Below are 19,297 nucleotides of genomic sequence, written 5' to 3' on the forward strand. Positions count from 1 at the left end.
AGGATTTTTTATGGAAGCGATCAGATTAGATCAGAATGGAATTTATATTAATGGAAAATATCAGACATTACTGGCATCCTCCCTGTTTTATTTCCGGATCCCGAGGGAGCGGTGGAATGACAGGATGAAGCTGCTGAAAACAGCAGGTTATCAAGCTATTGATGTGTACTTTCCCTGGAATTATCATGAAACAGCACCAGATGTCTGGGATTTTGAAGGAAATAAGGATGTAGAGAGCTTTCTAAAGCTGGCAGCAGAAAATGAGCTGTTTGTTATCGCACGCCCAGGACCATATATCTGCTCCGAATGGGATGGCGGTGCAATTCCTGCGTGGCTTTCGGAGAAAAAGGTTGCAGTCAGACAGGATGATCCAGGATTTCTATCTGAAATGCGAAACTGGTATGCGCATATCCTGCCAGTGCTTTCAAAGTACCAGATCGGACAGCAGGGAACGATCATCTGTATGCAGATCGAAAATGAACTGGATTTTTATTGCTGCACAAGTCCTGTCAGTTATATGGAAAAGCTGAAAAAGATGGCAGAAGAATTTGGCATGACTGTACCACTTTTCTATTGTTGCGGACAGAATGATCTGCTCCGCGGAGGTGGTCTGACACCAGACCTCTATACGGCATATAATGTATATTCTGATGGGAAAAATCCGGATCTTGAGGAAAGGGCAATTCATCTGTATCATGCCGTACAGGAAAGAAGTATGCCATTCCTGGTGACGGAAACTAACAGAGAGCATAGTTATCTGAAGCGGCTTCTGGCATGTGGGGCAAAGCTCTTAAGCCCTTATAACCAGACTGCCGGATCAACCATGGATTTTTATAATGGAATTACTAACTGGGGGACAGAAGAAAATCCGGTAGCCTTGATGGCTTCTGATTATGATTTCCGTTCCATGATCGGTTCAGCAGGGGAATGCAATGAGCAGATCTATCAGGCCCGTCTTCTGGCAGGACTTATCAGAAGTCTTGGAGAGTCTCTTGCCACAGCGAAGCCAGGATTTCATTCGGAGGTTTCTGTGCAGTCGGAAGGACAGATAAACAGGAAGGTACCTTTTCTGAAGCTGAAGGAAGGGGAATTGATGGAGCTTTCTGATCTGGAGCGGAAGCAGATGATTACCGTTCAGACAGAAAAAGACAGCTTTATGGTAGATATGAAGCCTCTTGAAACAAGACTTCTTCCCTGGAATTTTCACATTGGCGAGGAATGTGTGATCCGACACAGCAATTATGAGATCGGATGGATCAGCCAGCAGAAGGATCGTATAAAGGTATGTCTTTATGGAGAAGGTCTTTTGGACTGTCTTCTTGACGGAGCAGAGGGAAGTTGTCGGATCCAGAAAGAGATGGGAAAAGAGGAGATTGTTTTTTCCTATGGAGCTGTTGATTTTGTGGCAGGTTCCGGGGAACATATGGGAGCTGCAAGGATTCCGGGACTTCCGGATCTCGCCTGTCTGCCGGAAGAACAGAGGGATGACGGAGAAGAAGTTACCTTGTATGTTGGAGAGGCACAGCTTACTAAAGAGAATAGCAGAAAAGCAGAAATTGCGCCTATGGAAAGCCTTGGGCAGTATCGGGGTATTGGATGCTATGATGTGACACTCGCTGCAGATGGTGAATACCTGATTGCAGGAGCTGCAGATCTGCTGACGATCCGCAATCAGGAAAGCTGTGAAACCCTGTATTCTAATGGAAACTGTCTGCGCAGTTTTTTAAAAAAAGGAGAGGTGCAGCTACAGACAGAAATCTGGGGACACAGTAATTTTGATGATATCCGGTGTAAGAGTCTGCAGATGGGCTCTTTAAAGGGAATTTCAAAACTGATGAGGATTACCAGAAGGGAAGATATTAGTGAAAGCTGGCTGTTTGACCTGGATGATGGAGCATTTTCAGAAACTTGCTTTTTCAGACATTCCCCGTATAATACAATTATGGGGATCGATGGCTATATCCGTGCAGTATCTCCGCTGAAAACCATTTACTCAAGATTTGTTGTTTCAGATAAGGACGAGGATGCTCTGTTCTTGCATTTTGAGAAGGCAGATTGCTTGATCGCTGTTTATGTCAATAATTTTCTGGTTTCTATGGTGCAGAAGGATGACCCGTATGTGGATTTAAGCGCTTTTGCCGGAAGCGGGCGGATAGAGCTGACGATCAGGATCCTTCGTAGATACTATACAGATCTGGCAGGCAGAGTGACACTTTTGGGAGGCAGAACGATTAAAGAGTGTACCTATAGTGAGCTTTTGCCTCAGGCTGCGAAGGTCTTCAGGAATGTCGAGCTTCCACTCAGGCTGCAGAAGGGGGAAAATCGTTTCCTGAAGCTGCAGATGCAGACAGACAAGAAAGAAGTAAAGCTGTTCTTTAAGGGAAAGGATCTGAAACTGACGGTATATGCAGGTGGACACGTAGCAGGAAGGATCCTGCTGCAGGAGGAAAATATGCCTGTGGTTGCCGGTGGAAACCGGGATGTGGTTTATCTGTGTGGTGAATGGTGCGGTGATGTGACCATATGGTGCCAGGCTACCGGGGAAAGACCGGTGTTAGAGGATCTCCGGATGGCAGAATACAACAGTCTGCAGAAGGACTGACAGGCAGTTTCGAGAGGAGAAGAGGATGGCAAAGCTGGTTATTAACGAAACAAAGAAGCTTGGAAAGATCAATGCTGAGCTCTACGGACATTTTTCAGAGCATCTGGGAAGGTGCATCTATGAAGGGATCTATGTGGGAGAAAATTCTGAGATTCCGAATAAAAACGGAATGCGGACAGATGTGGTGGAAGCTCTGAAAGAAATGAAGATTCCGGTACTCCGCTGGCCGGGAGGCTGCTTTGCGGATGAATACCACTGGAAGGACGGTATTGGTCCCAAAGAGAGCCGCAAGAAAATGATCAATACGAACTGGGGTGGCGTGCTGGAGGATAACAGCTTTGGTACTCATGAGTTTATGGAGCTTTGTGAACAGCTTGGCTGTAAGACCTATATCAATGGAAATGTGGGAAGCGGCACCGTGCAGGAAATGTCAGAGTGGTTTGAGTATATGACCTTTGACGGTGTATCACCTATGGCAGACCTCCGGAGGGAAAACGGCCGGGAGAAGCCCTGGAAGGTAGATTATTTCGGCGTAGGCAATGAGAACTGGGGTTGTGGCGGCAATATGACACCGCAGTATTACGGCAATCTTTACCGCAGATACCAGACCTTCCTTAGGGACTATTCGGGAAAGGGTGAGACAGGGAAGATCTGCTGCGGAGCAAATGCAGCTGATTACCACTGGACAAAGGAAGTGCTGGAAACAGCCTTTGACCATACACCGCCGCATCTTCACGGCTATATGGATGGCCTTTCCCTACATTATTATACAGTGCCGGGATCAGACTGGGATCATAAGGGAAGTGCCACAGAATTTACCACGGGGGAGTGGTATAAGACACTAGCCAAGGCAGAGAAGATGGAAGAGCTGATCAAAAAGCATGGCGATATCATGGACTGCTATGATCCGGAGAAAAAGGTCGGCATGATGATCGATGAATGGGGATGTTGGTTTGATGTGGAGCCGGGAACCAATCCGGGTTTCCTTTATCAGCAGAATACCATGAGGGATGCACTGGTAGCCTGCCTTTCCCTGAACATTTTCAACAAGCACTGTGATCGTGTGAAGATGGCCAACATTGCACAGCTTGTCAATGTACTGCAGTCAGTGATCCTGACAGAGGGCGCCAAGATGGTACTGACTCCGACCTACTATGTATTCCATATGTTCCGTGGTCATCAGGAGAGCGAGCTTCTGGACAGTACCCTGACTACAGAAATGGTCGGAGAAGGAGAGGATAAGGTGCCTCATATCAGCGAATCCGTTTCCATGGATGCAGAGGGCAATATCCTGATCACGCTTGGAAACCTTTCCTCAGAGGAAGCCGATACAGTAACAGTGCAGTTCATGGATAAGAAGATCTCACAGATAAAGGCGAGAATCCTGACAGGAGCCATGACAGCGCATAATACCTTCGATGAGCCGGACTGCGTGAAGGAAGAGGACTTTACAGGTTATCGGATCACGGAGGAAGGAGACCTTACAGTAGAGCTTCCGGCATGCAGTGTGGTACAGATTGAGATCAGAGCATAATGGAACAGAGAATATGCAGGAGGTGTCTGGCAAAGGATATGCCGGACGCCTCCTATTTTGACAATATGTATGAATATATCAGACAGCTTGATCCGGAGATCAAAGCGGAAGATTCTCTTTATGAAGAGAGGCTTTCCTTCTGTAAAGAGTGTGACCACCTGCTGAACGGTATGTGCCGGATCTGTGGGTGCTTTGTGGAAATGCGGGCAGCCATCAGGAAGAACCATTGCCCGGATATCCATGGGAAGTGGTGAGAAAATCCAGGAAGAGCAGTAGACGGGGCATAGGAAGAGAAAAAAGGCAGGGATGCCCCGTCAGGAAGGAAAAACCTCAAGAAAAAGTCAGGGAAGAGCAGTAGACGGGGCATAGGAAGAGAAAAAAGTCTTGGGATGCCCCGCCAGCACTGACATTGACTTTCCATATCGGCGTAGTGTAAAATATTGACTACAGGGAATCCGGTATTGTGAAAGGGGAAATGGAAAGTGAAAAACAAATTATGGCTGATCGTGCTGATTGTTTCATTGGCAGCAGTAGTGGTATCGGGAATCAATGTATTCCGGCTGTCAAGAGAGTACCAGAAGGGCATCAATGAGTATCAGCAGCTGGAAAGCTATGCCTCTGTCAAAGAGGAAGCGCCGGTACAGGAAGAAAGCACAGAGGCAGAGGAAACAGAGGAAGAAAGTCTGATCTCGGTATCTGTTGACATCCAGTATGATGAACTGAAGAAGATCAATGAAGATTTTGCTGGCTGGCTGTATTATGAACCACTGGACATCAGCTATCCGATCGTCCGTGGGAATGACAATGATTATTACACCCATTATACTTTCGAAGGGGAGAAGAATAGTTCCGGTGCGATCTTCATGGACTTTCTGAACAAGACGGATTGCAGCGATTACAATACGATCGTATATGGACATAATATGAGAAATGGAACCATGTTTGGTTCCCTCAAGAAGATGCTCAATGATTCTTCCATACAGGAAGAAAATCCGAACTTCTATGTGTTTACAGAAGATAAGGCTTATATGTATGAGATCTTTGCAGTGTATTTGACACAGGCAGATTCCAGAACCTATGACCTGATCCGGAATGAGGAGGAGCAGCAGGGCTTTCTGGATTATGTGGATGAGACAGCAACCTGGAGATCAGATAAGGCTGTCAGTGCATCTGATAAGGTGATGACATTGTCTACCTGCCATGGACTTCACAGCAATAACAGAACTATCATCCTTGGTGTATTAGTTGCCAGTGAAGACCGGTAGAGAATCATCCAGGGAAAGATCTGAAACGGTTTCCACCTCGAAACGGGTGATCCGGTACAAAGGATCAGAAGAAGCAGCGGGATACAGCGGATCCAGAGAAACAACAAGTGCCTGTGTATCACTTATGGAATAAGAAAAAGTAAGAGAGTCCTGAAAAGACTCTTTTATTTTTTGCCTGTAATCCGCTTCAGAGGAACTTTCTTCATAAGCAGCAAGCAGTTCCTGATTCATGCGTGCCATTTCCAGGTTCGCCTTGCTGACTGCTTCGTAGTAGGCGGTGGTACGGGCAGAGAGCTTTTCACTGAGTCTGTAATCAGCAAGGGCACTGACTGCGGAAAGTCCGGCAAAGCACACCAGACAGAGGATCACAATGATGATCAACAGGGAAGAAGCACCAATATTCATACCATAAGTTTTTTTCTTTTTCATGGGCGGCTCCTTTGAAACAATGTAGTATCCAGAGAATAAATCACATCTCCAGAGGAAAACTCCGAGATCACGATATGGCAGGTGATAAGAGCCGGATCGGAGTCAGCGTAGAGCGAGATCGTCTGCTGGAAGACAGCGGAAGCAGCCTCAGCCGGATCCAGGCAATCAAATTTATCTGTATAAAACAGAGTCAGCGTAGAGGCATTGTCACTGTCAGCGACGGCTGCTGTACCGGAGGATTCTCCGCATCCAAGGAGAGATGCCATTTTTTCGGGATCTCCGTTCGTGGCATAAAAAATCTCGGCAGTATTCTGTGCCAGAAGGATGCTGTGGTTCAGGGCAATGCTGCGTTCACTGATCATATGTGATTTCACAAAGAGCTGGATGCAGATTGCGGCCGCCAGCGAAAAGAAAAGAATGGCAATGATCAGTTCCATAAGGAAGAGGCCGGTTTTTCTGGCATTATTGTTCATTCGCAGCACCTCCTTCCTCGTTTTCCGCAGGAGAAACATACGGATCCGCTTTCAGGCTTACAGAAAGGCTGCAGTCGTCACCATCTGCTGTGTGGATCGTGATCTGCAGGAGATTATCCTGAATCCGGGAAACAGAAAAATCACTGACCGGAAGGATTTCCTGACCTGCAGAGAGGGAAAGAGGGGTATCTTCTCTTACCATGAGCTCTTTCAGATAGCCTTCATCCTCGTACAGCCAGGTGATATAGGCGGTATCCTGTACCGTCTTTTGAAGCTTCAGGGCAGACCTTCCTTCCAGTGTGGAAGCTGTGATGGCACCGCTTCTGTCAGCCTGACGGATCTTTTCCGTCACATAGGCGAAGGAGGTTCTGTCATTGAAGTTGATTTCAGTGTTGGAGACTGTTTTGCCGTAAATATCGGCACCAATGGAGATCAGAAAAATGGTGGACAGGGCAAAAATACAGAACAGACCAATGACAAACAGAATATCAATGATATGTCGTTCTTCCTGTTTTCTCATGAGTTGTCCTTTCTTGCGATAATCGTTACATTTGGGCGGATATTGGAGCCGACGGGCTGGTAATCTACAAAAAACAGGTCTTTGTCATAGGTAAGGCCGTAATGCTCTTCAATATAGGAAAGGCTTGGTGGATAATAACCCTCTACAGCATAGCAGTGAGTGATGTCCCGCTCCAGTGCTGTCTCCAGACTTTCCTGCTGCTTCTGCAGGGCAGAGTCCTGAATGGAGGACAGGGCAAGCAGAAAGACGATCAGAATGGCAGGGAAGAGCAGATGTGGAATCCGCAGAAAGGACAGGGATATTCTTTTTTTCTGTGCAAACCGGTTGTTTGACATAAGCAGATCCTCTCTTTATACATCAGCCGATGCTTGACATAATTCCCATCAGAGGCAGCAGGACGGACATCAGGATCAGACCGACTACCAGAGAAAGCAGGATGACAAGGGTCGGTTCGATGATAGAAATAATATGGTCGAGCTGCTTCTGGGTTTCTTCATCGTACTTTTCGGATATTTTTTTCAGGACGAGATCTACAGAACCGGAGCGGAAGCCAACAGCGATCATACGGGAGTAAAGGCTTGAGAAGATCTGTGCGCTGGCAAGAGCCTCAGGCAGATTGGCATCCTTTTCAATCTCTTCCTTGCAAAGTTCTATTTTCTTTGACATTTCTTCGTTTTCCACAAGGTCAGCTACCATATCCAGTCCCTTATAAGTATCCATACCGCTGGTGAAGGCCAGATACATGCCACTGGCAAAGCGCCCGGCAGCAACCTTTTCGTAGAAGCCGCTGGTCAGAGGAAATCCTGTCAGAAAGCGCTGGATCTGGGTACGGCCGGCAGGACTTTTGTACATGAAGACGAAAACCGTAACGATCACCAGAAAGACCAGAGTAAGGATGAGGGAGTAACGGCTCAGGGTATTTCCTGCGGCAAGCAGGGAGGTGGCAAAAGGACTCATCTGCGTACCAAGCTGCTCAAATACCTGTGCAAAGATCGGAAGTACCTTTACGATCAGAACCACGATCACGAGAAACATCATGGCTATCATAATAAAGGGATAGGTGACAGCACTTTTGATACTGTCTGCAATGGTCTGCTCCCGTTCATAATATTCGGAAAGGGAAGTCAGGACATCGTCTGTATTTCCAGATTCTTCACCAAGGGCGATCAGCTTGATCACATAATCAGGGAAAAGACCGGTTTCCAGAAGTGCCTCGTGGAAGCTGGAGCCTCTTCTGCAGGAATCGCTGATCCGGGAAAGCAGTTCCTGACCCTTCGGATCGTGGGTGTCCTGTTTTAAGATCTCCATGCCCTCTGCAGGACCGATACCGGCCTTGATGATCAGGGCTGTCTGTCCACAGAAGGAAGCGATTTCTTCATTGGAAAGGAGTTGCTTTTTGCTCATTGGAAGGTGTTCTCCTTGTAAAGTGTAGTGATTAGTAAATATATTTGGTGACGTAGTTCTTACCGTCTCCGATAAAGCTTTTTAATTCCTTTTCTCCTGCATTGGCAGCAAAGGTTGGATCCATAATGGACCAGTTCTTGCCGTCAAAGTGGATCATGCCGTTGACCCAGCCTTGATCCTCTACATAGGTACTGATCCAGGCATGGTAGGCATCTCCGGCATAACCGACCTCAAGGCGGGTCGGGATCTGCTGGGAACGCAGCATACCTGCCATGACACTGGCATAGTCAAGACAGATCCCTCTGCCAAGGGCAAGGATTTCGTCAGGGTTTGGGACATAGCCGCTTTTGACATTTTCGGCCTTGTCATAATCGTAGGTAATATTGGCAATGACGTAATCATAAATGCAGATAATGGCTTCCAGATCATCATGGGCGCCGGCAACCAGCGTCTGTGCCTCCCTGACGATCTGACTGTCTTTTGTAAAGGCTATATACTGATTCGGATAGAGATAAGGTCCCATTTTGTTTGTAATGGTAACTGTAAGATCGGTGGAAAAGACAGTGGCATATTGACTGCCCTCCACATTTTCATAAATGCCGACCTGATAAGCACCGTCCCCTGCGGAAAGTGGAAAAGTGGTGTATCCGCCGGATGGAAGATCATAGGTATAGGTCATATAATCTGGTCCGGTAATCTGCAGCTTCACGGGTTTATCTTCTCCGTGCCAGGCTGCCATCACATAGCCATCCTCTGTATGGGAGGCATCCAGTGAGGCGAGATCGTTGCCATACACAGTGATGCCATCAGCTGCTGGGACAAGACAGACCGGGGTGTTATCCCGGATTGTAGTGGAGGCAGAAACATATTCCTTATGGGAGGAGCATCCTCCAAGTAAGAAGGCTGCCAGCAGAAGCAGGAAATATATGATTTTAGACCGTTTCTTTTGTAGTAATTTCATGCTCTGATTATAATACATTCCAGATTCTTTTGCCATAAAAAGAAATACAGTGCGGACGATGGATCCGTTTCGTAATGAAATGACATGAAGCCGGGATCAGAAGACCCCGGCTTTGATATCTGCGTATTGTTCTGTGCTATATACTTTTTAATTGCTGGTTCACCTTTTTTACATCAAGCTGGGCTGACACCCTTTGCATATCGGAAGAATACCAGCCGAAAGGGAACCTAAGGGGTGCTATCGACATCCTGTCTTGCACCAAGAACCAGGATGCAGCTGTGCTTATGCTTTTCATAACCCTCTGATGTTTTGCAATGATTGCAGTAGTAGCATATCTGATAACCATTTCCGTCAGAAGTTTTGGTAATGGCATAAAAGCCTGCCTTCAGTTTTACAGTCCGCCCGCTGGGATAGTGGATTTCAGTCTGATTCCAGTGGCTGGGTACATCCAGATCCGTCTCTATGTTTGAATCATGCTCCCCTGTATAGGTAAAATCGGCCTGTATCTCAGAATAATAGGCTCTGAGATTTGACCAATCAGCAGCAACCCTCGCCTTATGGATATAAGAAAGAAGTGAAGGAGCCAGTATTCCTGTGAGAACTGCCATAATTGCGATCACGATGATCAGCTCGATCAGGCTGAAGCCCCTGTTATATAGATTTTTTTTATTTGTCTGTATAACAGACCTGTTATTTAAATATATCATTTTTACTATCTCCAGTCATAATTAAGTAAATCATAGATGATAGAAAATTGTGAGTCAATTAAAAAAGTATAAAAGAATTATAAAATTATGGCTCTATTTGTCTGCCTCCCGGAATAGGATAAAAGGAGATGGATATGGGAGAATGAAAAATGCTGAATATGCTCTGGGCACTGATGATCCTAGTAGGGATCGTGTATGGTGCTTTAAATGGAACAATGAAGGAAATTACGGAGGCTATGCTGGAGAGTGCTGGTGAGGCAGTGTCGCTCTGCATAGCGACAGGCGGAGTGATGGCATTCTGGACAGGTATGATGGAGGTGGCAGAGAGCGCCGGCCTGATCAGGAGCCTGACGAAGAAAATGGATCCCTTTATCCGGTTCCTTTTTCCTGCAATTCCGAAAGAGCATGAGGCCAGGAAGTATATTTCCCTGAATATTATTGCCAATATACTGGGACTTGGCTGGGCCTGCACACCGGCGGGATTGAAAGCCATGGAAGCACTGGCAGCCATGGAAAAGCAGAGATCCGGACCGGACTATGAGGAGAACAGGGCAAGTAATGAGATGTGTACCTTCCTGATCCTGAATATCTCATCTCTTCAGCTGATCCCGGTCAATATGATCGCTTACAGGCAGCAGTACGGAAGCCCGCAGCCTGCCGGGATCATTGCACCGGCGATCCTGGCGACGCTGATCAGTACGGCGGTGGCGGTTATTTATTGCAAAGTGAAGGATCAGAAAAGCAGCTTCCGGAGCGGTGTAAAATCATTCTGAAATACGAAGCCCTGCATGCCAAGACTGACAGCAGCTTTTACATTTTCCGGGCGGTCATCGATAAAGAAGCATTCTTCCGGATACAGTGAAAAGGTCTGAAGGAGATGTCTGTAAATCGCAGGCTCCGGTTTGATCATATGGACATCACTGGAAACAATGACTCCATCGAACCAGGATTCCTGTGCAAATCTTTGGAAATAATCATGGAAGGTATTGTCTGCATTGGAAAGCACGTAAATATGGTATCCTTTATCCTTACAGGCCTGACAGAAGGAAAGGGCACCGGGGACGGGCTTCATGCAGATGTCCCAGTGGCTCACGCAGTCAGCAAGCTCCTTGTGATAAACGGAAGGGATTCTGTGACTGACAGGCTCATAGCGCTCATCATTACGGAGGATGCCCTGATCACCCATGATCCACTCCGGTCCCTGAAACAGCTCCTTACGGATCAGATCCTTTGCTTCTTCTGAATGACAGAACCGGGCAAGGGGAACCTCAGGATCAAAGGTTAAAAGTACATTTCCCATATCAAAAATAATATTCTGAAGCATTGCTATACTCTCCCTTCTTTAAACTGCAGGATCATTTCTCTTGTCAGGCTTAAATAGTCATCCTCCAGGGTGATCTCATCTCTGGTATACCAGCCGGCCTGAGACAGCTCATTGGTGTCAAGGCGGATCGTGTCATCCCCGTCCAGCTCGCAGAAATAACCAAAGAGAAGACTGTCTGTGAAGCCCCAGGGCTGGCTCTTATAGTAACGTATATTTTTGACCTTAAGTCCCACCTCTTCCATGACTTCTCTTTGGACAGTCTGCTCAGCGGACTCGCCGATCTCAATAAAGCCGGCGATCAGGGCATAGCTTCTATAGGAACGGCCTGCATATTTACTCATCAGGAGCTTATCGCCGTTCAGGATCCCTACGATCACGGCAGGAGAGATCCTTGGATAGACCATGTTCTGGCAGGCGGGACATTTCAGCATACGCTCGAGATGGTCAGGCATCATTTTGTGACCACACTGGCCGCAGAACTGGTTTACACGGTACCAGTCGAAAAGGTGATGCGCCGTGATGCCGGCGAAGGCATTGTGGCGGGAAATGGCAGTACGGAAGATGCGCACATCCTCATATCCGTAACCGGGCAGGGTGATCGTTTCCTCGGTATAGGCCAGGAAATACCGGTATTCATCAATCGAAAACAGATAAAGGAAGGAGCAGGAAAAGGCAGACAGCTCCTGCTTTACCGGATAGCGCAGATGATCCCTTTCGTAGCGGACAAGCACTCTGTTTTTGTCAAAAACAAGGATAAAGTCATAGTCGGACGGAACGAGCTCTTTATATTCATTGTGATAGATCTTTGGATAAATGTCCTGTATCATAAATGGATAACCTCCTTTTTCATATGGAAACCGGGCTCTTTTTATGATAATATGGAACTGTTCTATGGTCAATGGAAACTGGAAAGGAAGCAAAACCATGAAGTGGATGAAATTCAGAATAAAAACCATTACAGAAGCAGAAGATGTTATTGTCAGCACGTTATATGATATAGGACTGGAGGGTGCCCAGATCGAGGACAAGGTTCCTCTTACCACGGCAGAAAAGGAGCAGATGTTTGTAGATATCCTGCCTGACGGACCGGCAGATGACGGGATTGCATACCTCAGCTTTTTCGTAGAGGAAAAGGAGAACGGTCTCCTGGAGGTGGCAGGAGAGGATAAGACGAGTGAGCAGCTCCTTACAGAGATCAGGGAAGAGCTGTCAGGGCTGCAGGAGTTTATGGATATCGGAGAAGGAACCGTCAGCGTGGACGAAACTGAGGATATCGACTGGATTAACAACTGGAAGCAGTATTTCCACCAGTTTACCATAGATGATATTCTGGTCATTCCTTCCTGGGAAGAGGCAGAGCCAGAGAATGAGGGCAGGCTGGTGCTCCACATTGACCCAGGCACCGCCTTTGGTACGGGAATGCATGATACCACACAGCTCTGTATCCGGGCACTACGGAAATATATTACGAAGGATACTGTGCTCCTGGATGTAGGAACCGGCAGCGGTATCCTGGCTATCCTTTCTCTTATGTTCGGGGCAAAAAAAGCGATCGGAACCGATCTGGATATCTGTGCGGTAGACGCAGTCAGAGAAAATAAAGAGGCCAATGGAATTGCGGAGGACAGCTTTGAACTTCTTATCGGCAATATCATTACTGATAAGGAAGTGCAGGATCAGGTAGGCTATGAGTGTTATGATATCGTGGTAGCGAATATTCTGGCAGAGGTGCTGGTACCTCTGACACCCGTGATCGTGCATCAGCTGAAAAAGGGAGGTATTTACATCACCTCCGGTATTATTGATGACAAGGAAGAAACGGTTGCAGCGGCTGTCCGGGCAGCAGGGCTTACGGTGCTGGATATACAGCATCAGGGTGAATGGGTATCTGTTGTTGCCAGAAAGGAATAAGGAGGCAGCAGGTGTATCAGTTCTTCATTGAAACGTCCCAGATCGCAGAAGATCAGATCCGGATACTGGGAAAAGATGTCAATCATATGAAAAATGTCCTCCGCATGAAGCCGGGAGAAGAGATCAGGGTAACAGACAGTGAAACGTCTAGAAGCTACCGCTGTGAGGTGGCAGAGCTGTATGAGGAAACGGTAGTCTGTCATATTCTCGCAGAGGAAGAGGAGGGAAGTGAGCTGCCGGTCCGGATCTACTTGTTCCAGGGTCTGCCAAAGGCAGACAAGATGGAGCTGATCATCCAGAAGGCGGTAGAGCTTGGAGTGTATCAGATCATTCCCACAGCCTGCAGACGGTGTGTGGTGAAGCTGGATCCGAAGAAGGAAAAGACGAAGCTTGCCAGATGGCAGCAGATCGCCGAGGCAGCAGCCAAGCAGAGTAAACGGAGCCTGATCCCGGAAATCATGCCAGTGATATCCCTGAGGGAGGCCTTTGCAAGGAGCCAGAGGATGCAGGTGCGCCTGATCCCCTATGAAAGGGCAGAGGGTATGGAAAAGACAAGAGAGATCCTGAAGGGCATACGGCCCGGAGATGAGGTGGCAGTATTTATCGGCCCGGAGGGCGGATTCGAGGAAACAGAGATCGAAGAGGCCATGAAGGCACAGATTAAGCCGGTCACGCTTGGAAAAAGGATCCTGCGCACAGAGACAGCCGGGATGACAGTGCTTGCTTTTCTGCTGTATCAGCTTGAGCAGTAATTATATGGCGGAGCCGCACGACTTCCCCGTGTAACACATAAAATATAGTAGTATTACAATAAGAAAGACTGGTGATACCATGGAGGTTTATCTGGACAATTCAGCCACCACGAGATGCTTTGATGAGGTGGCACAGCTAATGACAAAGGTGATGTGCGAGGATTATGGAAATCCATCCAGTCTGCATAGAAAAGGTGTGCAGGCGGAGCAGTACATCCGTTATGCAAAGGAAACCATAGCCAAAAACCTGAAGGTGAATGAAAAGGAGATCTTCTTTACTTCAGGAGGGACAGAATCGGATAATCTGGCGATCCGGGGCTGTGCATACGCCAACAGCCGCAGGGGAAAGCACCTGATCACGACACAGATCGAGCATCCGGCGATTCTGCAGACCATGAGGCAGCTTGAGGAAGAGGGCTACCGGGTAACTTATCTTCCTGTAGATGAAAAGGGCTGTATCCGCCTGGAGGATCTGGAACGTGCCATTACAGGGGAAACCATTCTGGTGTCCATTATGCACACCAATAATGAGGTCGGTTCCCTGCAGCCCATAGAAGAGGCCGGAGCCCTGATCAAAAGAATGGACAGCCGGATCCTGTTCCACGTGGATGCGGTACAGGGATACGGTAAGTTCCGGATCCATCCGAAGAAAATGAATATTGATCTGTTGTCGGTCAGTGGACACAAGATCCATGGACCCAAGGGCATCGGATTTCTGTATATTAATGATAAGGTAAAGATCAAACCGATCCTGTTTGGTGGCGGACAGCAGAATGGTATGCGTTCCGGTACCGAAAATGTGCCCGGTATTGCGGGCATGGCAAAGGCCATTGAGATCATTTACAGCGGGCTGGATAAGGATGTGGAAAGGCTTTACTGTATGAAGGAAGCCTTTGTCAGGGGCATACAGGAATTGCCGGATGTGACTGTAAACGGACATCCGGGAAGAGATGGGGCACCCCATGTAGTCAGCGTATCCTTTGCCGGTGTCAGGAGCGAGGTGATCCTGCATGCACTGGAGGATAAGGGCATCTATGTGTCGGCCGGAAGCGCCTGCTCTGCGCATAAGCCACAGCCCTCTGCAACGCTGCAGGCCATGGGGATCCACGGAGACCAGCTTGGTTCAACGATCCGTTTCAGCTTTTCTGTAGAAAACACGATGGAGGAAGTGGACTATACTTTGCAGACTTTGTATGATATAATTCCTGTGCTCAGGAAGTTCACACGAAAATAAAAGGAAGACCGGCCTGGGGATCCGGGCCGGAGCATAAGAGGAAGCATATGTTTACAGCATTTTTAATTAAATACGCTGAGATCGGCGTAAAAGGAAAAAACCGCTATCTGTTTGAAGAAGCCCTGGTAAAGCAGATCAGATATGCACTGAAGAGATGCGAGGGAGAGTTTTCTGTAACCCGTACACCGGGAAGAATCTATGTGGAAGCGGCCTCTGATTTTGATTATGATGAAACCATAGATAATCTGAAGACAGTATTTGGTATTTCCGGCATCTGTCCCATGGTTCATGTGGAGGATGAGGGCTTTGAGAAGCTGGGAGAAGCGGTAGTAAAGTATATGGATGACGTATATCCGGACAAGCACTTCTCTTTTAAGGTACAGGCAAGAAGAGCCAGAAAGAATTATCCATTGAATTCCATGGAGCTGAATGTGGAGCTCGGCGCTGTGATCCTGGATGCATTTCCGGAGCTGACCGTGGATGTGCATAAGCCGGATGTGATGCTGAATGTGGAGATCCGTGAAAAGATCTATCTGTATTCAGAGGTGATCCCGGGACCCGGCGGTATGCCAGTGGGAAGCAATGGTAAGGCTATGCTGCTCTTATCCGGTGGTATTGATTCCCCAGTAGCCGGTTACATGATTGCAAAGAGAGGTGTGAAGATTGATGCAGTTTATTTCCATGCACCGCCGTATACCAGCGACAGGGCAAAGCAGAAGGTGGTGGATCTGGCAAAACAGGTATCCCGTTATGCGGGTCCGATTTACCTTCATGTCATCAATTTTACAGATATCCAGCTTTATATTTATGAAAAGTGTCCTCATGATGAACTGACGATCATTATGAGAAGATATATGATGAAGATCGCAGAGCAGATCGCCAGGGAAACAGAGTGTCTGGCATTGATCACCGGTGAAAGCATCGGACAGGTGGCCTCCCAGACAGTGCAGTCCCTTGGTGTGACCAATGAGGTCTGTACACTTCCGGTATTCCGCCCGCTGATCGGCTTCGACAAAATGGAGATCGTAGATGTATCCGAGAAGATCGGTACCTATGAAACATCCATACTGCCCTATGAGGACTGCTGTACGATCTTTGTGGCAAAGCATCCGGTGACCAAGCCGAATCTGAATATTATCAAACGTCATGAGCAGAATCTGGAAGAGAAGATTGATGAACTTATGAAGACAGCACTGGAAACGGATGAAGTGATCATTGTAAAAGAAGAGTGAAACAAAAAACGACACATTCGATGAATGTGTCGTTTAAAAATCTTCTGGTCTGAGTGGAAGAATGCATGCATCCTTCCGTGGCTCATTAAACTATACCATGTAAGGCTTTAATACTGCAAGAACCTCTTCAGCATTGTCTTCTGCATGGATATTTAAGTCGATCGGCTTGGATAAGTCTAAGGAGAAGATACCCATAATAGACTTAGCGTCGATTACGTATCTGCCAGAAACTAAATCGAAGTCATAATCAAACTTTGTAATATCGTTTACAAAAGATTTTACCTTGTCGATAGAATTTAATGAAATCTGAATTGTTTTCATTGTAATTACCTCCTTAATTTTTTCATACCTTCATGCTATTATAGTAAGGGTTGAAAAGGAAAAAGTCAATGATAAAACAACACAAAAAAAGTGGAGAATAACATGAAAAGTGTAGCATTACACAATCTTGGCTGTAAAGTAAACGGCTACGAAATGGATTATATGCAACAAATGTTACAAGAAAAAGGATATAAAATTGTACCTTTTGATGAGAAAGCAGACATTTATATTATCAATACATGTACGGTAACAAATATTGCAGACAGAAAGAGCAGACAGATGCTGCACCGTGCCAAAAAGAAGAACCCGGATGCTGTAGTGGTGGCGGTTGGCTGTTATGTACAGACCGGTGGGGAACAGGCTCTTCTGGATGAGGGCATTGACCTGGCAGTTGGTAATAATAAGAAAAAAGACCTGATCCCGATTCTGGAGGAGTTCCTTGCAGCAAGAGAAGAGGGCACTGCAGATATGGATAAAACGCTGGAAGGCCGGACTGTGATCGATATCAGCCATACCTGTGAGTATGAATCCATGCAGTTGAAGCGGACGGCAGAGCATAAGCGTGCCTATATCAAGATTCAGGATGGCTGCAACCAGTTCTGTTCCTATTGTATTATTCCCTATGCAAGGGGAAGAGTCAGAAGCCGACAGATGGAAGAGATCCTTGAGGAGGTCAGGACACTTGCCGGAAACGGCTATAAGGAAGTGGTGCTGACCGGGATCCATATCAGCTCCTATGGTCTTGATCTGGATGGCAGGACCAATGTGGGAAAGGGAGAGGATTTTCCCTGCGACAGACTGCTTGCCCTGATCAGTGAGATCCAGAAGACAGAAGGGATCGAGCGGATCCGCCTTGGCTCGCTGGAGCCCAGGATCATTACCGGGAAGCTTGCAGAGGGGCTTGCAAAGATGGACAAATTTTGTCCCCATTTTCATCTTTCCCTGCAGAGCGGCTGTGACAGTGTGCTGGAGCGCATGAATAGGAAATATACGGCAGGGGAATACTATGAGCGTGTAGAGATCCTGCGCCGTTTCTTTGAAGATCCGGCCATCACCACAGATGTGATCGTTGGCTTCCCGGGGGAAACAGAGGAGGAGTTTGCAGAAACAGAACGTTTTCTTGAGAAGGTCGGATTCTATGAAATGCATGTGTTTAAATATTCCATGCGTCAGGGAACCGTGGCAGCAGCAAGGAAGGATCAGGTGCCGGAGGATGTCAAGGCTGCAAGAAGTGACAGATTGCTTGCCCTTGAGCAGAAGCAGTCCGCAGCATACCGGGAGAGACATTTACATAAGGAAACCAGTATTCTTTTTGAAGAAGAGAAGGAAATTGACGGAAAGCGATATCAGGTAGGACACAGCAAGGAGTATATCCGTGCTGCGTTTGAGACAGTGGAGGAGGTCAGCGGACAGATCCTGAAGGGACAGTTTACGCAGATGCTGAAACCAGATATTCTGCTTTTCACGAAGATGTGAAAACAAGCACCATTGAATTTTAGGGGAAAATAGAGTAATATAGTAAAATACAGGGTTTACTATAAGGGGTGAAACTATGCAGGATTTAGGAAATACACAGTTTTTCAGAGTAGAGACAGACAATAACAGTGTGAAGATGATCCTTGATGAGGTTTATCATGCACTGACAGAAAAGGGCTATAATCCGGTTAATCAGATCGTAGGATATATCATGTCCGGAGATCCCACATATATCACCAGCTACCACAATGCAAGAAGTCTTATCATGAAGGTGGAGAGAGATGAGCTTGTAGAGGAGCTTCTGACAGAATATATTAAGAATAACGGCTGGGAATAACGGGTATGAGAATTATGGGACTGGATTTCGGAGCGAAAACAGTCGGGGTTGCCATCAGTGACCCGCTGCTGATTACCGCTCAGGGAATAGAGATCATCAGAAGAAAAGAAGAGAATAAGCTGCGCAGGACGCTGGCAAGGATTGAGGAACTGATCGAGGTATATCAGATCGGAGAGATTGTTCTTGGCCTTCCGAAGCATATGAATGATACAGAAGGTACAAGAGTGGAGCTGACGAAGGAGTTCGCAGAGAAGCTGGAGAGACGGACTGGTCTTCCGGTACATCTCTGGGATGAGAGACTGACCACGGTGGCGGCAGATAAAACGATGATGGAAGCCGGTATCCGGAGAGAACACCGTAAGGAATATGTGGATAAGATTGCTGCAACACTCATTCTGCAGGGATATCTTGATCTGCAGCAGAGAAAAGCACAGGAAGAGGTTTAGATTTGGAAAAAATAGCATTTACTCTGGAAGGAGAAGGCACTGCCTGGTTTTATGTCCTGGAGCAGACCATGATCGGAGGCAGGCATTATCTTCTGGTAACAGAGGAAGAAGAGGGAGACTGTGATGCACTCATTTTAAAGGAGATCCCTCAGGAAGAAGATACGGATAGCATCTACGAGATCGTAGAGGAAGATACGGAGCTGGCTGCGGTTGCGTCAGTTTTCGAAAGCATGCTTGAAGATATAGAAATTGAACCCTGAAATAGCAGGTAACAGTGAGACCGGGCGGGCATAGACCGGATGACAGATAAGGGATCAGCAGCAGGAAACATACCATGCAGGCGGAGGAAACAGAGGTATGGGACGTGCT

The 19,297-nt window shown here is 47.1% G+C and carries 23 protein-coding genes; 13 read left to right on the top strand and 10 right to left on the bottom strand.

What is annotated here, in order from left to right; genetic code table 11:
• Window positions 1-10 precede the first annotated feature (10 nt).
• From WJQ40_RS13555 to srtB, 4 genes are all read left to right on the top strand, one after another.
• Complete coding sequence (locus WJQ40_RS13555; protein WP_337404783.1) at window positions 11-2,602, top strand: beta-galactosidase; 2,592 nt, start codon at window positions 11-13, stop codon at window positions 2,600-2,602.
• A 25-nt stretch (window positions 2,603-2,627) separates the two neighbouring features.
• Entirely contained in the window at window positions 2,628-4,136 is a 1,509-nt protein-coding gene (locus WJQ40_RS13560) for an alpha-L-arabinofuranosidase C-terminal domain-containing protein (protein WP_337540844.1), read from the top strand.
• A complete protein-coding gene (locus tag WJQ40_RS13565) occupies window positions 4,136-4,390 on the top strand; it encodes a DUF6171 family protein (RefSeq protein ID WP_262574450.1) in 255 nt (84 codons plus the stop codon). Before WJQ40_RS13560 ends, WJQ40_RS13565 begins: the two co-directional genes overlap by 1 nt.
• Before the next feature lie 228 nt (window positions 4,391-4,618).
• Window positions 4,619-5,401: a class B sortase gene (gene srtB, locus WJQ40_RS13570; protein WP_337540845.1), complete on the top strand. Its 783-nt coding sequence runs from the start codon at window positions 4,619-4,621 to the stop codon at window positions 5,399-5,401.
• Here srtB and WJQ40_RS13575 read toward each other — a convergent pair.
• The 7 genes from WJQ40_RS13575 to WJQ40_RS13605 form a co-directional block, all read right to left on the bottom strand.
• Entirely contained in the window at window positions 5,378-5,830 is a 453-nt protein-coding gene (locus WJQ40_RS13575) for a hypothetical protein (RefSeq protein WP_337540846.1), read from the bottom strand. The two genes, srtB and WJQ40_RS13575, sit on opposite strands and share 24 nt — an antisense overlap.
• A complete protein-coding gene (locus tag WJQ40_RS13580; protein ID WP_337540847.1) occupies window positions 5,827-6,303 on the bottom strand; it encodes a hypothetical protein in 477 nt (158 codons plus the stop codon). Before WJQ40_RS13580 ends, WJQ40_RS13575 begins: the two co-directional genes overlap by 4 nt.
• On the bottom strand, window positions 6,293-6,823 hold the full coding sequence (locus tag WJQ40_RS13585) for a DUF4860 domain-containing protein (protein ID WP_262574455.1): 531 nt from the start codon (window positions 6,821-6,823) through the stop codon (window positions 6,293-6,295). The genes WJQ40_RS13580 and WJQ40_RS13585 overlap by 11 nt, the downstream gene beginning before the upstream one ends.
• On the bottom strand, window positions 6,820-7,158 hold the full coding sequence (locus WJQ40_RS13590; RefSeq protein ID WP_337540849.1) for a hypothetical protein: 339 nt from the start codon (window positions 7,156-7,158) through the stop codon (window positions 6,820-6,822). Before WJQ40_RS13590 ends, WJQ40_RS13585 begins: the two co-directional genes overlap by 4 nt.
• Before the next feature lie 22 nt (window positions 7,159-7,180).
• Entirely contained in the window at window positions 7,181-8,227 is a 1,047-nt protein-coding gene (locus WJQ40_RS13595; RefSeq protein WP_337540851.1) for a type II secretion system F family protein, read from the bottom strand.
• 31 nt (window positions 8,228-8,258) lie between these two features.
• The gene (locus WJQ40_RS13600) at window positions 8,259-9,206 is read right to left on the bottom strand and encodes a transglutaminase-like domain-containing protein (RefSeq protein WP_337540853.1); all 948 of its coding nucleotides are present in this window, start codon (window positions 9,204-9,206) and stop codon (window positions 8,259-8,261) included.
• A 209-nt stretch (window positions 9,207-9,415) separates the two neighbouring features.
• Window positions 9,416-9,895, bottom strand: a complete 480-nt coding sequence (locus tag WJQ40_RS13605; protein ID WP_337540855.1) for a type II secretion system protein — start codon at window positions 9,893-9,895, stop codon at window positions 9,416-9,418.
• Window positions 9,896-10,044: 149 nt separating this feature from the next.
• On the opposite strand from WJQ40_RS13605, the gene WJQ40_RS13610 reads away from it, so the two are divergent.
• Entirely contained in the window at window positions 10,045-10,668 is a 624-nt protein-coding gene (locus WJQ40_RS13610) for a nucleoside recognition protein (protein WP_118799017.1), read from the top strand.
• On the opposite strand, the gene WJQ40_RS13615 is transcribed toward WJQ40_RS13610, so the two are convergent.
• Entirely contained in the window at window positions 10,629-11,219 is a 591-nt protein-coding gene (locus tag WJQ40_RS13615) for an HAD family phosphatase (protein ID WP_337540857.1), read from the bottom strand. The genes WJQ40_RS13610 and WJQ40_RS13615 overlap by 40 nt on opposite strands.
• Before the next feature lie 2 nt (window positions 11,220-11,221).
• The gene (gene nudC, locus WJQ40_RS13620; protein ID WP_262574462.1) at window positions 11,222-12,046 is read right to left on the bottom strand and encodes an NAD(+) diphosphatase; all 825 of its coding nucleotides are present in this window, start codon (window positions 12,044-12,046) and stop codon (window positions 11,222-11,224) included.
• A 97-nt stretch (window positions 12,047-12,143) separates the two neighbouring features.
• On the opposite strand from nudC, the gene prmA reads away from it, so the two are divergent.
• The 4 genes from prmA (at window position 12,144) to thiI (ending at window position 16,348) form a co-directional block, all read left to right on the top strand.
• A complete protein-coding gene (prmA, locus tag WJQ40_RS13625; RefSeq protein WP_337540860.1) occupies window positions 12,144-13,130 on the top strand; it encodes a 50S ribosomal protein L11 methyltransferase in 987 nt (328 codons plus the stop codon).
• 11 nt (window positions 13,131-13,141) lie between these two features.
• Complete coding sequence (locus WJQ40_RS13630; RefSeq protein WP_337540862.1) at window positions 13,142-13,882, top strand: 16S rRNA (uracil(1498)-N(3))-methyltransferase; 741 nt, start codon at window positions 13,142-13,144, stop codon at window positions 13,880-13,882.
• 79 nt (window positions 13,883-13,961) lie between these two features.
• A complete protein-coding gene (locus tag WJQ40_RS13635; RefSeq protein WP_337404759.1) occupies window positions 13,962-15,116 on the top strand; it encodes a cysteine desulfurase family protein in 1,155 nt (384 codons plus the stop codon).
• Window positions 15,117-15,163: 47 nt separating this feature from the next.
• Window positions 15,164-16,348, top strand: coding sequence for a tRNA uracil 4-sulfurtransferase ThiI (thiI, locus tag WJQ40_RS13640; RefSeq protein ID WP_337404757.1), 1,185 nt, complete (start codon window positions 15,164-15,166; stop codon window positions 16,346-16,348).
• A 90-nt stretch (window positions 16,349-16,438) separates the two neighbouring features.
• Here the strand turns inward: thiI and WJQ40_RS13645 are convergent, their stop codons facing one another.
• A complete protein-coding gene (locus WJQ40_RS13645; protein WP_262574467.1) occupies window positions 16,439-16,669 on the bottom strand; it encodes an HPr family phosphocarrier protein in 231 nt (76 codons plus the stop codon).
• Between the two features lie 102 nt (window positions 16,670-16,771).
• Between WJQ40_RS13645 and mtaB the strand changes: the two genes are divergently transcribed.
• The 4 genes from mtaB to WJQ40_RS13665 all read left to right on the top strand — a co-directional run bounded on the left by mtaB (window position 16,772) and on the right by WJQ40_RS13665 (window position 19,188).
• On the top strand, window positions 16,772-18,145 hold the full coding sequence (gene mtaB, locus WJQ40_RS13650; protein WP_337540864.1) for a tRNA (N(6)-L-threonylcarbamoyladenosine(37)-C(2))-methylthiotransferase MtaB: 1,374 nt from the start codon (window positions 16,772-16,774) through the stop codon (window positions 18,143-18,145).
• Between the two features lie 76 nt (window positions 18,146-18,221).
• Window positions 18,222-18,482, top strand: coding sequence for an IreB family regulatory phosphoprotein (locus tag WJQ40_RS13655; protein WP_118799008.1), 261 nt, complete (start codon window positions 18,222-18,224; stop codon window positions 18,480-18,482).
• Window positions 18,483-18,487: 5 nt separating this feature from the next.
• On the top strand, window positions 18,488-18,928 hold the full coding sequence (ruvX, locus tag WJQ40_RS13660; RefSeq protein WP_262574471.1) for a Holliday junction resolvase RuvX: 441 nt from the start codon (window positions 18,488-18,490) through the stop codon (window positions 18,926-18,928).
• Window positions 18,929-18,930: 2 nt separating this feature from the next.
• On the top strand, window positions 18,931-19,188 hold the full coding sequence (locus WJQ40_RS13665) for a DUF1292 domain-containing protein (protein WP_118799006.1): 258 nt from the start codon (window positions 18,931-18,933) through the stop codon (window positions 19,186-19,188).
• Window positions 19,189-19,297: the final 109 nt, after the last annotated feature.

The sequence above is a fragment of the Suilimivivens sp. genome, from assembly GCF_037359455.1.
Lineage (GTDB): Bacteria > Bacillota > Clostridia > Lachnospirales > Lachnospiraceae > Suilimivivens > Suilimivivens aceti.

What these genes read in the sequence shown, in the direction of transcription:
- WJQ40_RS13590 (WP_337540849.1), bottom strand. Translation starts at nt 7,158, where the DNA reads ATGTCAAACAACCGGTTTGCACAGAAAAAAAGAATATCCCTGTCCTTT.
- WJQ40_RS13645 (WP_262574467.1), bottom strand. Translation starts at nt 16,669, where the DNA reads ATGAAAACAATTCAGATTTCATTAAATTCTATCGACAAGGTAAAATCT.
- prmA (WP_337540860.1), top strand. Translation starts at nt 12,144, where the DNA reads ATGAAGTGGATGAAATTCAGAATAAAAACCATTACAGAAGCAGAAGAT.
- WJQ40_RS13580 (WP_337540847.1), bottom strand. Translation starts at nt 6,303, where the DNA reads ATGAACAATAATGCCAGAAAAACCGGCCTCTTCCTTATGGAACTGATC.
- ruvX (WP_262574471.1), top strand. Translation starts at nt 18,488, where the DNA reads ATGAGAATTATGGGACTGGATTTCGGAGCGAAAACAGTCGGGGTTGCC.
- WJQ40_RS13585 (WP_262574455.1), bottom strand. Translation starts at nt 6,823, where the DNA reads ATGAGAAAACAGGAAGAACGACATATCATTGATATTCTGTTTGTCATT.
- WJQ40_RS13575 (WP_337540846.1), bottom strand. Translation starts at nt 5,830, where the DNA reads ATGAAAAAGAAAAAAACTTATGGTATGAATATTGGTGCTTCTTCCCTG.
- WJQ40_RS13565 (WP_262574450.1), top strand. Translation starts at nt 4,136, where the DNA reads ATGGAACAGAGAATATGCAGGAGGTGTCTGGCAAAGGATATGCCGGAC.
- mtaB (WP_337540864.1), top strand. Translation starts at nt 16,772, where the DNA reads ATGAAAAGTGTAGCATTACACAATCTTGGCTGTAAAGTAAACGGCTAC.
- WJQ40_RS13555 (WP_337404783.1), top strand. Translation starts at nt 11, where the DNA reads ATGGAAGCGATCAGATTAGATCAGAATGGAATTTATATTAATGGAAAA.
- WJQ40_RS13595 (WP_337540851.1), bottom strand. Translation starts at nt 8,227, where the DNA reads ATGAGCAAAAAGCAACTCCTTTCCAATGAAGAAATCGCTTCCTTCTGT.
- WJQ40_RS13635 (WP_337404759.1), top strand. Translation starts at nt 13,962, where the DNA reads ATGGAGGTTTATCTGGACAATTCAGCCACCACGAGATGCTTTGATGAG.
- WJQ40_RS13600 (WP_337540853.1), bottom strand. Translation starts at nt 9,206, where the DNA reads ATGTATTATAATCAGAGCATGAAATTACTACAAAAGAAACGGTCTAAA.
- WJQ40_RS13610 (WP_118799017.1), top strand. Translation starts at nt 10,045, where the DNA reads ATGCTGAATATGCTCTGGGCACTGATGATCCTAGTAGGGATCGTGTAT.
- nudC (WP_262574462.1), bottom strand. Translation starts at nt 12,046, where the DNA reads ATGATACAGGACATTTATCCAAAGATCTATCACAATGAATATAAAGAG.
- WJQ40_RS13605 (WP_337540855.1), bottom strand. Translation starts at nt 9,895, where the DNA reads ATGATATATTTAAATAACAGGTCTGTTATACAGACAAATAAAAAAAAT.
- WJQ40_RS13655 (WP_118799008.1), top strand. Translation starts at nt 18,222, where the DNA reads ATGCAGGATTTAGGAAATACACAGTTTTTCAGAGTAGAGACAGACAAT.
- WJQ40_RS13560 (WP_337540844.1), top strand. Translation starts at nt 2,628, where the DNA reads ATGGCAAAGCTGGTTATTAACGAAACAAAGAAGCTTGGAAAGATCAAT.
- WJQ40_RS13615 (WP_337540857.1), bottom strand. Translation starts at nt 11,219, where the DNA reads ATGCTTCAGAATATTATTTTTGATATGGGAAATGTACTTTTAACCTTT.
- thiI (WP_337404757.1), top strand. Translation starts at nt 15,164, where the DNA reads ATGTTTACAGCATTTTTAATTAAATACGCTGAGATCGGCGTAAAAGGA.